The following is a 14,156-nucleotide window of genomic DNA, read 5'->3' as shown; positions in this document are numbered from 1 at the left end:
GGGAGGCGATTCCGACGCCGATTCCGATCCGACGCTGATTCCGATCCGATGCTGATTCCGATTCCGCAAGGGGGCGCGATCGCCGTGAGGGTCGTCCTGCTCGGTACCGCCGCCGGTGGCGGTTTCCCGCAGTGGAACTGCGCCTGCGCGCTGTGCGCCGCCGCCCGCGACGGGAAACTTCCCTCGCGCACCCAGGACTGCGTGGCCGTCACCGGCAACGCGCGCGACTGGTGGCTGCTCAACGCCTCACCCGACGTCCGCACCCAGCTCGCCGCCACCTCCGCGCTCTGGCCGGGCCCCGGCCCGCGCGACACCCCCGTGCGCGGCGTGCTCCTCACCGACGCCGAGCCCCACCACGCGGCCGGCCTGACCGTGCTGCGCGGGGCGGCGGGCCTCAAGGTGTACGCCCCGCAGCCCGTCCTCAACGTGCTCGCCCCGGCCCGGGCCTTCCTCGACCGCTACGCCCCCTGGGAGTGGGCCGACGGCCTCGCCGAGGACGGGTTCGTGCTCGCCGGAGGACTGGTCGTCACCGCCCATCCGGTGGGCGTCAGGCCGCCCGAGTACGTGCCGCCCCGCCGGGCGGACGGCCGCTGGGCGGTCGCGTACCGCGTCGAGGATCTGGCGACCGGCGGGGCGTTCGTCTACGCACCGCGCATCGCGGCCTGGAGCGCTGCCCTCGACGACCTGTTGGAGACGGCGGACTGCGCGGTGCTGGACGGCACCTTCTTCGATGCCGACGAGGTGGGCATCGGGCAACTGCCCGTCACCGGCCCCGGCGGCAGCCTCACCGCCCTCGCCCGTCACCCCGGTGTCCGCCGGATCTACACCCACCTCGGCAACACGAACCCGCTGCTCGACCCGGGCTCGACGGCGCGGGCGCAGGTGAACGGCGCGGGCGTCGAAGTGCTCATGGACGGAGCCGAGTTCGTGGTGTGAGGCGGGCGGCCGGGCGGCGGCTACTCCTGCCCGCCGTCCAACATCCTTGCCAGCACGCTCCGTTGCAGCGGCAGCACCCGCGCGTGCAGATCGCGGCCCTTGCGGGTCAGCGCGACCCACACCCCGCGCCGGTCCTCGACGCACACGGAGCGCTCCACGAGGCCGTCCTTCTCCAGCCGGCCGATGAGCCGGGAGAGCGCGCTCTGGCTGAGATGGACCCGGCCGACCAGGTTCTGCACCCGGCACTGGTCGCCGTCCCGGGGCGCCTCGGACGCGAGCATGTCCAGCACCTCGAAGTCGCTCGCGCCCAGCCCGTGCGGGTGCAGCACACGGTCGATCTCGCACATCGTGCGCGCGTGCACGGACAGGATGTCCCGCCACTGGTCCTCTAGTTGCCGGGCGCCGGCCGACTTCACTGCCATACCTGCACGGTAACACCGATCCGGCCAATCGTTGAGTCTGCAACTAGTGCGTGTGCAAGTAGCGCAGGCGGGTGGCCGGACCCGTGCGGCAGCGGTGTCAGGCGGCCGGATTCTGGGTCAGCCCGACGAAGTTCCCGTCCGCGTCCTTCACGAAGGCGATCAGCTTGCCGCCGCCGACGTCCTGGACGTCCTGGACCAGCTCGGCCCCCGCCTCCACCAGCGCCGCCACCCGCGTCCGGATGTCGTCCACCGTCCAGTACGGCACCGGTCCGGTCATGCCCCGGGAGTGCCCGTTCGGGTCGAGGCCGACGTCCTGCCCTGCGGCCTTGTAGCCGACGTAGTACGGCTCGTCCGCGTACGGCTCGACTCCCAGCAGGGCGCCGAACAGGGCCTTCGCGCGGTCCAGGTCCTTGACGGGGTAGATGATCGTGTTCAGACCGTCGGTCATGGCGAGCTCCTCCGTGAAGCGTGGTCCGACGGATTTCGCCGGTGAATTCAGGCTAGGACGGGGGAGCGGGCGGTGGCTTCTCCAATCCTGACCGGCTGCCGCGGGGGTGGGTGCGTCACGGGTCGGCGTGCCGGGGGAGGATCATCTCCGTGACCGCACACCGGAACAGGGGGGGGCACACCGACGTGCAGCAGGACGAGACCGACCTTCCGTCGCCCGCGCCCGGCGGCGCACTGCTGCTCCGCCACCGCCCGGCCCGCCCGCGAGCGGCCGTCCTGGTCCTGCACGGCGGTCAGGAGACGAGCCTCCGCCCCGCCCGGCCCTGGCAGCTCGCCGCGCTGCGGATGCATCCGTTCGTGCGGGCGGTGTCCGGCGACGACGTCCTCGTCGCCCGGGCCCGCTACCGCGTGCGCGGCTGGAACGGCGAGCGCGCCGACCCCGTGCGGGACACCCACCGCGCGCTCGACGAACTCGCCGAACTGGCGGGCCCCGTACCGACCGTGCTGCTCGGCCACTCCATGGGCAGCCGGGCCGCCCTGCGCGCCGCCGGCCACCCGCAGGTGCGCGGAGTGGTCGCGCTCGCGCCGTGGTGGCCGCCGGGCGAACCGGTGGAGCAGACGGCGGGCCGGCACATCGTGTGCCTCCACGGCGACCAGGACCGCGTCACCTCACCCACCGACTCGGCGGACTGCGTGCGCAGGGCGCGAACCACGGCGGCCCGCACCGGAATGGCCCTCATTGGCGGCGGCGACCACGGCATGCTCCGCCGCCACCGCCTCTGGCACGACACCGCGGCCGCCCTCGTCGCCCACCTCCTCGACCCCACCGGCACACCGGACCCACTGCCCGAGGAGAGCTACGGGACGGCCGACTTCCCCGTGCTGTGACCGGGTGACTGCGGGACCGCGTCAGCCGGCGGCCCGGCCAGCTCCGCCGCGAACTGGGCTCCCGTGAGCAGCGCCAGATTCGACAGCCACAGCCAGACGAGGAACACGACGATGCCGGAGAGCGAGCCGTAGAGCCTGCTGTAGGCGCCGAGTGTCGAGGCGTACGACGAGAAGGCCGCCGAGACGGCCAGCCACAGCGCGGCGGCCAGGGCGCCGCCGGGCAGGGTGTGCCCGCGTCGGCGGGCCGGGGTCGGGCCGGTGTGGAAGACGACCACCACCAGGAGGACCACCAGGCACAGCAGGACCGGCCAGCGCAGCAGGCTCCACGCCCAGGCCGCGGTGGTGCCCATGTCGAGCATCCGGCCGACGACCTCCGCGAGCGGGCCGGTCAGGATGAGGGTCAGCGAGCCGACCAGGAGCAGGCCGAGCAGCAGGAGCGCGGTGAGCACGATGCGGGGCGCCTTGCGCCAGGTCGAACGCCGGTCCTCGGTGCGGTGCATCCGGTGCAGGGCGCGGCGGAACACGGCGAGATAGCTGGACGCCGACCACAGCGCGCTGCCGGCGCCGGTCACGAGCAGCGGCCAGGCCGTGCCGTCCGCGTCCAGCGCGTGGGACAGGACGGTGTGCAGATCGGCGCCCGAGTCGGCCGGGGCGTAGGCGGCGACATGGCTGATGAACTCCTGGGCCGTGTCCGGGCTGATCATCCCGAACCCCAGGACCGTCGCCAGCATCGCCGGGAGCACGGTCAGGATCGCGTAGTACGTCAGCGCCGCCGCGTAGTCCGTGATGTCGTCGTTCCACAGCGCGACCGGCGTCCGCCGCAGCGCGGGCCACCACGCGGCGGGCGGCCGGACCGCGATCAGTCCCGCGAACGGTGTGCTCATGCCCACCCACCTCTCACCCGGATCCCCTTCTGCCCGTGTTGGGCAGCTCTACTCCACGCGAGTCCAGCGGTGGATCAGTCAAGAACTGTCAAAGAATGGTCAAGAACGTGTAAGGTTCACGGAGATCCGCGAGGAACAGGGGGACACGTCATGGGCACTCCACGCGTGAGCAGTACGCCGCTGCCGGGCATCGGAGTCCGCTACGACCTGACGACGCGTGAGCAGCGCGTCCTGTCGGTGGTCGCACACCGGGACGGCGAGCGGACCCTGAACGCCTACCGCTCGGACGATCCGGACGCCTGCGCCCTGTCCGTACGGCTCACCACGGCGGAGACGGCAGCGCTCGTCGACGCCCTGCTGCCCGAGCACCACAGCCCGAACCTACTGTCCACCACCGAGCTGGGCCTGGTCGCCGAGCGCATCCAGCTGTCGGCGCTCTCGTACTGGAACGGCCGGGTGCTGGGCGAGACCAGGATGCGCACCGAGACCGGTGTCTCGATCGTGGCCGTGCTGCGCCGGGCCGAGGCCGTCCCCTCCCCGACACCGGACTTCCGGCTGGCCGGCGGGGACACCCTGATCGTGATCGGCACGCGCGAGGGCGTCGAGTCGGCCGCCGCGATACTCGGGCGGGAGTGAGCGCGATGCACTCCTCCGCGAGGTTCCTGATCGAGTTCGGCGCGATCATCCTGGCCCTGGGACTGCTGGGCCGGTTCGCCGCACGCTTCCAGTTCTCCCCGATACCCCTCTATCTGCTGGCCGGGCTCGCGTTCGGCGAGGGCGGGCTGCTGCCGCTGGGCACCAGCGAGGAGTTCGTCGCCATCGGCGCCGAGATCGGCGTCATCCTGCTGCTGTTGATGCTCGGCCTGGAGTACACGGCCAGCGATCTCGTCTCCAACCTCAAGACCCAGTACAGCGCGGGTCTCGTCGACGCCGCCCTGAACGCGCTGCCCGGCGCCGCCATGGCCCTGCTGCTCGGCTGGGGACCGGTCGCCGCGGTGGTGCTGGCCGGGGTCACCTGGATCTCCTCCTCCGGCGTCATCGCGAAAGTCCTCGGCGACCTCGGCCGCCTCGGCAACCGCGAGACCCCCGTCATCCTGAGCATCCTCGTCCTCGAAGACCTCTCGATGGCCGTCTACCTCCCGATCATCACCGCACTCCTCGCCGGCACCGGCCTCGCCTCGGGCAGCCTCACCCTGGTCATCGCCCTCGGCGCCGCGGCCCTGGTGCTGCTCGTCGCGGTCCGCTACGGCCGCCACATCTCCCGCTTCGTCTCCAGCGACGACCCCGAGAAACTGCTCCTGGTCGTCCTGGGCCTGACCCTGCTGGTCGCCGGACTCGCCCAGCAGCTCCAAGTCTCCGCCGCCGTCGGCGCGTTCCTGGTCGGCATCGCCCTGTCCGGCGAGGCCGCGGAGGGCGCGCACAGCCTGCTCTCCCCGCTGCGGGACCTGTTCGCCGCCGTGTTCTTCGTCTTCTTCGGCCTGCACACCGACCCGGCGAGCATCCCGCCCGTCCTGCTGCCCGCGCTCGCCCTGGCGGTCGTCACCGCGGGCACGAAGATCGCCACCGGGTACTGGGCGGCCCGCCGCGCGGGCATATCCGCCAAGGGCCGCTGGCGGGCGGGCGGCACGCTGGTCGCCCGCGGCGAGTTCTCCATCGTCATCGCGGGGCTCGCCGTCACCGCGGGCATCGAACCCTCGCTCGGCCCGCTGGCGACGGCGTACGTGCTGATCCTGGTCGTCGTCGGCCCGCTCAGCGCCCGCTACACCGAGCCGCTGGCCACGCGTCTGACCGGGCGCCGACGGGACAAGGCCGCCCCCCTGGCCGACGCGAACACTAAGGCTCCGGAGCCCCACGAGGTGGCGTAGGCCCGTACCGGCGCCTCACCAGCCCGTCAGGAGCAGGTGGTTGAGGAGCAGGGCCAGCGCGGCCTGCGCGGTCAGCCAGGCGCGGGGCCGGGGGAGGAACGCGCACGCGGGCAGCAGCCACATCGCGAACGGCAGCCAGATGCGCTCCGTCTCCGCCTTGCTCATGCCGGAGAGATCCGCGACGAGCAGGGCGAGCAGCGCGGCGAACACCAGCAGGACGAGCCGGGGTTGGGGCACGGCAGCGCGCAAACCACCCCGCAGTTGCGGGAGTTGGGCGCCCGCCCGCCGCAGCCCCGCCACCGTCGCCGGGCCCACGAGCAGTACGGTGCAGGCCAGATTCGCCCACACCCAGTAGCCGTACGGCCGGATCCCGCCGACGCCTTCGTAGTAGCGGGTGATCAACAGGCGGTACGCCTCCCACCAGTTGAAGCCCAGCAGCGTGAACACCACTGGTACGACGGCGAGTCCGGCGACGATGTACGGGAGCGGGCGGAGCCGCCGCCGGCCGAGCAGGAGGGCGGCGCCCGCGATCACCGCGAACAGCGTCAGGCCGTACGACAGATACGCGGTGAGACCGAAGAGGAGCCCGGCGACGAAACCGGTCGAGCGCGGTCGGTGTCCGGTGACCGCGAGGGCGAGGAACGCGACGGACCAGGCCGCGACCGCCGCGAAGTACCCGTCCGCCGAGGTGCCCACCCACACCGCGGCCGGGGCGAGGACGAGGAACGGGGCGGCGCGGCGGGCGAGTTGCTCACCGGCGAGCACGCGCACGGCGACGAGGACCGCCGCGCCCGCCGTCGCCCCGACGGTGATGCACCAGACGCCCGCCCAGGCCCCACCGCCCAGCCCGATCCGGTCCAGGAGCACGAAGGTGACGGTGGCCGCCGGGGGATGTCCGGCGATGTGCGCGGGCCAGGGCGCAGGGGAGTGGCTGAGGATGTGGTGGGTGAAGTCGTGCAGGGTCGCGGGGATGTCGTGGAAGCGGCCGATGACCGTCAGGTACTCGTTCGTGGTCGTCAGCCGTCCCGCGATGCCCCGCTGCCAGCCGTCGACCAGGGCCAGTGAGAACGTCCACGCCATGGCGGTGCCCCAGGCGGTGAACAGCAGCGCGCGCCAAGGCAGTTGGGCGGCGAGTGCGGGACCGTACGCCACCACAGCGACCGCGACGGAGAGCGCCGCCGGGGTGCCCGGGCCGACGTGCGGCTCCCACTGGGCGAACACGGGCGGCCAGCCGACGAAGAGCGAGTGGTGGCGGTCCTGGATCGCGGTGCCGACCAGCACCGCCGCCAGGACGAGCAGCGCGGCGGCGAGCGCGGCCGACAGATCACGGACGTGGTCGCGCGGACGGTCGTCAGGAGCGTCATGGGGACGGTCGGCGGGGCGGGCGCCGTGGCGGCGCTCGCGGTCGACGAGAAGATCGGGGTTCACACCGTCACGCTAGGTCGGGGTGTGTCCGGCGGAGCCGCCGCCGAGGCAGACGTCAGGGTTTCGTCATGGTTTGCGAACCCGTTCGGGGGGTGTCCCCGGCCTACGGTCGGGGCATGCCACGCTCCCCCTCCTCGCCCGCCTTCTGGCGCAGCCCGCTGCGCGGCCCCTGGTTCACCTCCGTGCTGGGCGTCGTGCTGCTCGTCGGGATCACCGTGCTGTTCGTGACGGGTCTGCTGTCGTACGCGGCCTACAACCCGGACCTCTCGCCGGTGAACGACCAGACCCCGGACAAGGGCCTCCTGGGCTTCTACCTCTTCGCCTGGCCGACCGACCCGTCCTGGCTGTACCGCCTCACCCAGGGCACGCACGTCACGCTCGGCATCGCGCTGATCCCCGTCCTGCTGGCGAAGCTGTGGTCGGTCGTCCCGAAGCTGTTCGCCCTGCCGCCGGCCCGCTCCCTCACCCACGCGCTGGAACGGCTCTCGCTGCTGCTCCTCGTGGGCGGCGGCCTGTTCGAGTTCACCACGGGCGTCCTGAACGTCCAGCTCGACTACGTCTTCCCCGGCTCCTTCTACCCCCTGCACTTCTACGGCGCCTGGGTCTTCTTCGCCGCGTTCCTCGCGCACGCCGTCCTGAAGACACCGGCGGCCCTGGGCAACCTGCGCCATGGACTCCCGGACAGGAAAGGGGAGTTGGTGTCGCCCAACCCCGCCGAACCCACCGTCTCGCGCCGCGGCGCCCTCGGTGTGGTCGGCGGCGGATCGCTGCTGCTGTTCGGCACGACAGTGGGCCGCGGCTTCGACGGACCACTGCGGGAGACGGCTCTGCTCGCACCGCACGGCGGCCCCGAACCGGGCTCGGGACCCGGCGCCTTCCAGATCAACAAGACGGCTGCGGCGGTCGGGATCGACGCCAGGGAGACGTCCGAGGACGCGTGGCGCCTGGTCGTCGAGGGCAACGGCCGCACGGTCCGCCTCGGCCGGGCCGCGCTGCTCCAACTCCCGCTGCACAGCGCCGCGTTGCCCATTGCCTGCGTGGAGGGCTGGTCGACCTCCGACCAGTGGTGGCGGGGCGTACGGCTGCGGGATCTCGCGGCACTCGTCGGCTACGAGCCGGACGCGGCACCCGACGTCCTGGTCGAATCCCTGCAACGGCACGGGGCGTTCCGCCGGTCCGCCCTGCGCGACAACCAGGTCCGCGACCCGCGCTCGCTGCTCGCCCTGTTCGTCAACGGCGCGGCCCTCACCCCCGACCACGGCTACCCGGCACGCGTCATCGTCCCGGCGGCGCCCGGCGTGCTCAACACCAAATGGGTGGCCCGCATGACCTTCGGAGACCTCTGATGCGTGTTCGGTTCAGGCGGCCGACCCTCGGCAGCCCACTCCAACTCCTGCTGCTGGCCTGCTCGTTCGCGCTCGCCGGATACGCGGGGGTACGGCTGCTCGCGAACGACTGGTTCGGGGTGGCGCTGTGGCTCGTGGGCGCGGCGGTGCTGCACGACCTGGTGCTGGTGCCGTTGTACGCGGGCGCGGACCGGGCACTCGCCCGGGTCCTGGGCGCCGCCGGCCACCGGGAGGGGACGGGGTACGTCCGGGTCCCGGCCCTGCTCTCCGGCCTTCTGCTGCTGGTGTGGTTCCCGCTGATCAGCGGGGAGGTCGCGGACCGCTACAGGTCCGCCACCACGCTCTCCGGCGAGGGGTTCCTCTCCCGCTGGCTGCTGGTCACGGCGGCGCTGTTCGGCGGCTCGGCCGTGCTGCTCGTCCTGCGGTCGCTGCGGTTGCGCAGGGCGAGGAAGAAGCGGCCGTCGGCCGTCCACTGACCCTCCGTGCGCCACCCCGCCCAGCCGGCGTGGCGCACCAGGGCCGGGGTCCCCAAGCGGGCCCACGGGAAGGACGTACCGGAGGCTCCACGGCCGTCCGCGATCCGCACCCGCACCCGTTCGTCGACGTCGGCCGGAGCGGTCTCCGCGACCAACAGCCCACCAGGAGAGAGGAGTTGGGACATCCGTCGCAGCAGGGCGTGCGGGTCGCCGCCGATGCCGACGTTGCCGTCGATGAGGAGGGCGGTGTCCCAGCGGCCTTCGCCGGGGACGGGTTCGAAGACGGACCGGCGCAGTGCCTGACCGCCCAGCCGGACGGTGTGCGCGACGGCGGCCTCACTCACGTCGATGCCGAGCACCGGCCGCCCCTGCGCCGCGAGCGCCGCGACGAGCCGCCCGGGCCCGCAGCCCACGTCGAGCACGGCCCCCTCGCACCGGCGCAGCACCTCCCGGTCCGCCGCGTCGGCCTCCGCGCACCAGCGCTCCACCTCCAGGGGCAGCAGCCAGCCGTCGGTACGGCGGAGGAAGAGCGGGCCGCGACCGGTGCGCAGGGCGTCGGTGTACGGGTCGGCGGACCAGGGGCGGGCGGGGGAGTCCGAGGGCGCGCAGTCGATGAGCGTGGTCACGGGGCGAGTGCCCTCGCCGGTCGGCACCGGACGCGCCGCACTCACCCGCCGACTCCCGTCCTCAGCCGCGCCAGCTCCCTCGCGAACCGCCCCTCCGGCGCCTCGGCGGCGACCAGTTCGGCGTCGTACGCCGTGTCCACGTCCCGCAGGAACGGGAGGTCGCGGACGCGCAGGCCCGCGGCGGTCAGCCGGGCGCGTTGTACGGTGCCGGTGGTCGGTGTCGACATCGGCACGCCGCGCAGGAGCGCCGGGTCGGGGTCGGCGAGGCCCAGGGCCCAGAAGCCGCCGTCCTCGGCCGGGCCGAAGTACGCGTCGCAGTCGGCGAAGTTCACGGTGAGGAGCGCGGGCGTCACCTGCGGGGTGTCCATGCCGATCAGCAGCGCGGGCCCGTCGCAGCCCGCGAAGGCGGCGGCCAGTCGTTCGTCGAGCCCGCCGCCGCACTGCGGTACGACGTCGAAGCCGGGAGGCAGCCAGGGGCCCGGCGCTCCGTCGAGCACCAGCACCCGGCGCCGCGCGGGCGTCGCCAGCAGCACGTGCAGGGTGTCGGCGAGCGAGGCCTTGGCGAGCGCGGCGGCCTCCTCGGGCGTGAACGGCGGGGTCAGCCGGGTCTTCACCCGTCCTGGCCGCGGTTCCTTGGCGATGACGAGAAGGGTGGTCACCGGGAAGTGGCTCCTTGAGGCGAGGGGACGACTGTCGGCACGGTCACGGGTTCGGCCAGCACCCGGCGCATGTCCCGTACCGCCTGCCAGGTGCCGCGCCAGGTCCCGGTGACCTTGGAGGCGCCGGTGCGCGGCAGATACGGCACGTCGCGCTCGGCGACGCGCAGGCCGGTGTCGGCGGCACGCACCACCATCTGGAGCGGATAGCCGCTGCGGCGGTCCGTGAGGCCGAGCGCGAGCAGATCCGTACGGCGGGCGGCCCGCAGCGGGCCGAGGTCGTGCAGCCGCAGTCCGGTGCGGCGGCGCAGCATCCGGGCCAGCGCGAGATTGCCCGCCCGGGCGTGCGCGGGCCAGGCCCCGCGCCCCCGCGGCCGGCGCCGCCCGAGCACGAGATCGGCCCCGCCCTCGCGCACCTCGCGGACGAAGTCCACCAGCAGGGACGGGTCGAGCGAGGCGTCGCAGTCGCAGAAGCACACGATGTCAGCGGTGGCGGCCAGCAGCCCGGCATGGCAGGCGGCGCCGAACCCGCGGCGCTCCTCGCGCACGACGGTGGCGCCGAGGCCCTGGGCGAGTGCCGCGGAACCGTCCGTGGACCCGTTGTCCACGACCAGCGCGCGCCAGCCCCGCGGAATGCGGGCCAGCACCCAGGGCAGGGCCTCGGCCTCGTTCAGACAGGGGAGGACCACGTCGACGGGCGCCGGGTCCGGATCTGGTGGGGGAGGTGTCGTCACGGGTTTCACCCTACGAGCGCGAATCCGGCATACCGGACTTCGGTTCCTTACGAAACACGGACGTCGGGGCAGCGGACTCGGAACGCGGGCGCGGCCGGTGGGACCCTTGATGACATGCAGCAGCCGTACGAATCCCCAGGTGCCGCGCCCGTCGAGAGCGGGCAGGCCCACCCCCTGCGCGTCCTCGTGGTCGACGACGACCCGACCGTCGCCGAGGTCGTCTCCGGATACCTCGACCGCGCCGGCTACCTAGTGGACCGCGCCGAGGACGGGCCGGGCGCGCTCGCCCGCGCCGCCGCGCACTGGCCGGACCTGGTGGTCCTCGACCTGATGCTGCCGGGCATGGACGGCCTGGAGGTGTGCCGCCGGCTGCGCGGCCACGGACCCGTGCCGGTCATCATGCTCACCGCGCGCGGCGACGAGGACGACCGGATCCTCGGCCTGGAGGTCGGCGCCGACGACTACGTCACCAAGCCCTTCAGCCCCCGCGAACTCGTCCTCCGCGTGGAGTCCGTGCTGCGTCGCAGCGGCCCCCCGGCCACGACCCGCCCCCTGCGCGCGGCCGGTCTCACCGCCGACCCGGCCGCCCGCCGGGCCACCAAGAACGGCACCGAACTCGCCCTCACCCTCCGGGAGTTCGACCTCCTCGCCTTCTTCCTGCGGCACCCCGGGCACGCCTTCAGCCGGGAGGACCTGATGCGGGAGGTGTGGGGCTGGGACTTCGGCGACCTGTCGACCGTCACCGTGCACGTACGGCGGCTGCGCGGCAAGGTCGAGGACGATCCCGCCAGGCCCCGTCTGATCCAGACGGTGTGGGGCGTCGGCTACCGCTTCGAACCCGCCCGCACCGGCTCGGTCGAGGAGGGCTGACCATGCGCGACATGCTGCTCATCGCCCTGTTCGCCTTTCTGGGCGCCGCCGGGGCCGGGGTGCTCGGCGCGGGCGCGCTCTGGCTGCTGCGCCGGCGGTCGCTCACCGCGTCCGTGTCCGTGGTCGCCGCGGTCGCGGTGACGGCGATGTTCGCCGGCACGCTGGCGGTGGCCCAGGCGATGTTCCTCTCCTCGCACGACCTGTCCGTCGTCACCACCGTCGTCGCCATGGCGGCCGTGGTCTCCCTGGCCACGGCACTGCTGCTCGGCCGCTGGGTCGTCGCCCGCAGCCGTGAACTCGCCCGCGCCGCGCGGGACTTCGGCGACGGCGGCGACTTCTCCGCGCCCGAGGGCCCCGTGACGGCCGAACTCGCAGACCTGAGCCGCGAGTTGGCCGCGACCAGTGCCAAGCTCGCCGAATCCCGGGACCGCGAACGCGCGTTGGAGTCCTCGCGCCGCGAGCTCGTCGCCTGGATCTCCCACGACCTGCGCACCCCGCTCGCCGGACTGCGCGCGATGTCCGAGGCCCTGGAGGACGGGGTGGCCGCCGATCCCGACCGCTATCTGCGCCAGATCCGCACCGAGGTCGAACGCCTCAACGACATGGTCGGCGACCTCTTCGAACTCTCCCGCATACACGCCGGGACCCTCACGCTCTCCCCGTCCCGGATGTCCCTCTACGACCTGATCGGCGACGCCCTCGCCGGCGCGGACCCCCTTGCCCGCGAGCACGGGGTGCGGCTGGTGGGCGACCGGATCGTGTCGGTGCCGGTCGAGGTGGACGGCCGCGAGATGAGCCGGGTCCTGGGGAACCTGCTGGTCAACGCGATCCGCCGGACACCGGCCGACGGCACGGTCGCGGTCGCCGCCGAGCGGTCCGCCGAGGGCGTTGTCCTGTCCGTCACGGACGGCTGCGGCGGAATCCCGGAGGAGGATCTGCCGCGCGTCTTCGACACGGGTTGGCGCGGCACCCACGCGCGGACGCCTCCGGCGGGGGCGGGCCTGGGCCTGGCGATCGTGCGCGGCATCGTCGAGGCCCACCAGGGCCGGGCCGCCGTACGGAACGTGTCCGGCGGCTGCCGCTTCGAGGTGACGCTGCCGATGGCCGAGGGCTGAACACCGCGAATTTCCTCGGCCGCCGGGCCGTTGGGCCGCCGGGCCGCCCGGCCGGATCGAGGGACAACGCCAGGTCGGGTCGGGGCTGGCGTCGGGTTGGATCGAGGGGCAGCGCGAGGTCGGGCCGGGGGCTGGAGCCTGGTCGGGCCGAGGGGCAGCGCGAGGTCGGGCCGGGGGCTGGAGCCTGGTCGGGCCGAGGGGCAGCGCGAGGTCGGGCCGGGGGCTGGAGCCTGGTCGGGCCGAGGGGCAGCGCCAGGTCGGGTCGGGAGCAGGCGTCGGATCGGACTGAGGGACAGCCGCCGGGCCAGGCCGAGAAGCAGCCGCCAGGCCGGGCCGAGAAGCAGCCGCCGGGCCGGGCCGAGGGGCGGCCGCCCGGGCCGCGAACGCAGAAGGAGCCCCCCGGCCGCCCGGTTACCCCTCCCCGCGCAGCTTCGACACCGCGAACTCGCGCATCCCCTCCGGGAACGCGACCTCCGCCTTCCAGCCCAGTTCGGCCCGCAGCCGTGCCGAGTCCGCCGTGATGTGGCGGACGTCGCCGAGCCGGTACTCCCCGGTGACCACGGGCTCGGGCCCGCCGTACGCGGCGGCCAGCGTCCGTGCCATCTCGCCGACCGTGTGCGGGTCCCCGCTGCCGGTGTTGTACGCGGTCAGCGTCCCCTCCCGAGGCTCGGCCTCCAGCGCCGCCGCGTTCGCCGCCGCCACGTCCCGTACGTGCACGAAGTCCCGCCGCTGCCCGCCGTCCTCGAACACCCGGGGCGCCTCACCACGGGCGAGCGCCGACCGGAAGAAGGAGGCGACCCCGGCGTACGGGGTGTCGCGCGGCATCCTGGGGCCGTACACGTTGTGGTAGCGCAGCGAGACGGCCGAACCACCCGTGGCGCGGGCCCAGTTCGCCGCCAGATGTTCCTGGGCGAGTTTGGTCGTCGCGTACACATTGCGGGGGTCGACCGGCGCGTCCTCACCCACCAGCCCCGGCGTCAACTCCTCGCCGCAGCGCGGACATCGGGGCTCGAAGCGCCCCGCGTCCAGGTCTGCCACGGCCCGGGGCCCCGGCCGCACCGGCCCGTGCCACTCGCAGGCGTAGGCGCCCTCGCCGTAGACGACCATTGACCCGGCGAGCACCAGCCGACGCACCCCCGCGTCGGCCATCGCGGCGAGCAGCACCGCCGTACCGAGGTCGTTGTGCGAGACATAGTCGGGCGCGTCGCCGAATCCCGTGCCCAGGCCGACCTTCGCCGCCTGATGGCACACGGCGTCCACGCCCCGCAGCGCGAGCGCCACCGCTTCGCCGTCGCGCACGTCCGGCCCGTCGCGCAGGTCGAACACGACCGGCTCGTGTCCGCGCGCGGTCAACGCCTCGACGACATGGGACCCGATGAACCCGGCACCGCCGGTGACCAGTACTCGCATGGGTCAGACGCTAGGGCCGCGGACCCGGCGCACGGCAGTGTCACGGCCGTGGTGTC

15 protein-coding genes are annotated in these 14,156 nt (G+C 73.7%); 7 read left to right on the top strand and 8 right to left on the bottom strand.

From position 1 onward, the window contains the following. The first annotated feature begins 48 nt into the window (after window positions 1–48). Window positions 49–936 carry a pyrroloquinoline quinone biosynthesis protein PqqB gene (pqqB, locus tag ACQHII_RS04875; RefSeq protein ID WP_427918034.1) on the top strand — a complete coding sequence of 296 codons (888 nt, stop codon included), beginning with the start codon at window positions 49–51 and terminating at the stop codon, window positions 934–936. Between the two features lie 20 nt (window positions 937–956). Here the strand turns inward: pqqB and ACQHII_RS04870 are convergent, their stop codons facing one another. Together ACQHII_RS04870 and ACQHII_RS04865 are read right to left on the bottom strand one after the other, a co-directional pair. After that, window positions 957–1,358, bottom strand: a complete 402-nt coding sequence (locus ACQHII_RS04870) for a MarR family winged helix-turn-helix transcriptional regulator (RefSeq protein ID WP_427918033.1) — start codon at window positions 1,356–1,358, stop codon at window positions 957–959. 97 nt (window positions 1,359–1,455) lie between these two features. Beyond that, window positions 1,456–1,806, bottom strand: a complete 351-nt coding sequence (locus ACQHII_RS04865) for a VOC family protein (RefSeq protein WP_019075909.1) — start codon at window positions 1,804–1,806, stop codon at window positions 1,456–1,458. A gap of 233 nt (window positions 1,807–2,039) precedes the next feature. On the opposite strand from ACQHII_RS04865, the gene ACQHII_RS04860 reads away from it, so the two are divergent. Further along, a complete protein-coding gene (locus tag ACQHII_RS04860; protein WP_427925229.1) occupies window positions 2,040–2,693 on the top strand; it encodes an alpha/beta hydrolase in 654 nt (217 codons plus the stop codon). Here the strand turns inward: ACQHII_RS04860 and ACQHII_RS04855 are convergent. Continuing rightward, on the bottom strand, window positions 2,663–3,577 hold the full coding sequence (locus ACQHII_RS04855) for a YihY/virulence factor BrkB family protein (protein ID WP_427918032.1): 915 nt from the start codon (window positions 3,575–3,577) through the stop codon (window positions 2,663–2,665). The two genes, ACQHII_RS04860 and ACQHII_RS04855, sit on opposite strands and share 31 nt — an antisense overlap. Before the next feature lie 150 nt (window positions 3,578–3,727). On the opposite strand from ACQHII_RS04855, the gene ACQHII_RS04850 reads away from it, so the two are divergent. Both ACQHII_RS04850 and ACQHII_RS04845 read left to right on the top strand, forming a co-directional pair. Next, window positions 3,728–4,213 (top strand): cation:proton antiporter regulatory subunit, encoded by a 486-nt coding sequence (locus ACQHII_RS04850; RefSeq protein WP_051106210.1) that lies wholly within the window; start codon window positions 3,728–3,730, stop codon window positions 4,211–4,213. Between the two features lie 5 nt (window positions 4,214–4,218). Continuing rightward, window positions 4,219–5,442: a cation:proton antiporter gene (locus ACQHII_RS04845; RefSeq protein ID WP_427918031.1), complete on the top strand. Its 1,224-nt coding sequence runs from the start codon at window positions 4,219–4,221 to the stop codon at window positions 5,440–5,442. A gap of 15 nt (window positions 5,443–5,457) precedes the next feature. Here ACQHII_RS04845 and ACQHII_RS04840 read toward each other — a convergent pair whose 3' ends face one another. After that, entirely contained in the window at window positions 5,458–6,870 is a 1,413-nt protein-coding gene (locus ACQHII_RS04840; RefSeq protein ID WP_427918030.1) for a hypothetical protein, read from the bottom strand. A gap of 113 nt (window positions 6,871–6,983) precedes the next feature. Between ACQHII_RS04840 and ACQHII_RS04835 the strand changes: the two genes are divergently transcribed. Then, complete coding sequence (locus ACQHII_RS04835; RefSeq protein WP_427918029.1) at window positions 6,984–8,213, top strand: molybdopterin-dependent oxidoreductase; 1,230 nt, start codon at window positions 6,984–6,986, stop codon at window positions 8,211–8,213. 322 nt (window positions 8,214–8,535) lie between these two features. On the opposite strand, the gene ACQHII_RS04830 is transcribed toward ACQHII_RS04835, so the two are convergent. The 3 genes from ACQHII_RS04830 to ACQHII_RS04820 are packed head-to-tail and all read right to left on the bottom strand — an operon-like array spanning window position 8,536 to window position 10,714. Continuing rightward, window positions 8,536–9,315: a class I SAM-dependent methyltransferase gene (locus ACQHII_RS04830; protein WP_427925228.1), complete on the bottom strand. Its 780-nt coding sequence runs from the start codon at window positions 9,313–9,315 to the stop codon at window positions 8,536–8,538. Between the two features lie 41 nt (window positions 9,316–9,356). After that, a complete protein-coding gene (locus ACQHII_RS04825) occupies window positions 9,357–9,974 on the bottom strand; it encodes a TIGR04282 family arsenosugar biosynthesis glycosyltransferase (RefSeq protein ID WP_427918028.1) in 618 nt (205 codons plus the stop codon). Continuing rightward, window positions 9,971–10,714: a glycosyltransferase family 2 protein gene (locus ACQHII_RS04820; protein WP_427918027.1), complete on the bottom strand. Its 744-nt coding sequence runs from the start codon at window positions 10,712–10,714 to the stop codon at window positions 9,971–9,973. Before ACQHII_RS04820 ends, ACQHII_RS04825 begins: the two co-directional genes overlap by 4 nt. Window positions 10,715–10,819: 105 nt before the next feature. Here ACQHII_RS04820 and ACQHII_RS04815 point away from each other — a divergent pair, with 105 nt between their 5' ends. Next, on the top strand, window positions 10,820–11,575 hold the full coding sequence (locus ACQHII_RS04815) for a response regulator transcription factor (protein ID WP_427918026.1): 756 nt from the start codon (window positions 10,820–10,822) through the stop codon (window positions 11,573–11,575). A 2-nt stretch (window positions 11,576–11,577) separates the two neighbouring features. Further along, complete coding sequence (locus tag ACQHII_RS04810; protein WP_427918025.1) at window positions 11,578–12,690, top strand: sensor histidine kinase; 1,113 nt, start codon at window positions 11,578–11,580, stop codon at window positions 12,688–12,690. Window positions 12,691–13,101: 411 nt separating this feature from the next. Here ACQHII_RS04810 and ACQHII_RS04805 read toward each other — a convergent pair whose 3' ends face one another. Then, window positions 13,102–14,100 (bottom strand): NAD-dependent epimerase/dehydratase family protein, encoded by a 999-nt coding sequence (locus ACQHII_RS04805; protein WP_427918024.1) that lies wholly within the window; start codon window positions 14,098–14,100, stop codon window positions 13,102–13,104. Between the last annotated feature and the right edge of the window lie 56 nt (window positions 14,101–14,156).

Source organism: Streptomyces sp. cg40 (assembly GCF_050320165.1).
Taxonomy (GTDB): domain Bacteria; phylum Actinomycetota; class Actinomycetes; order Streptomycetales; family Streptomycetaceae; genus Streptomyces; species Streptomyces hokutonensis.
Note: the sequence above shows the minus strand (reverse complement) of the source record. Positions and strands in the feature narration are given on the sequence as shown.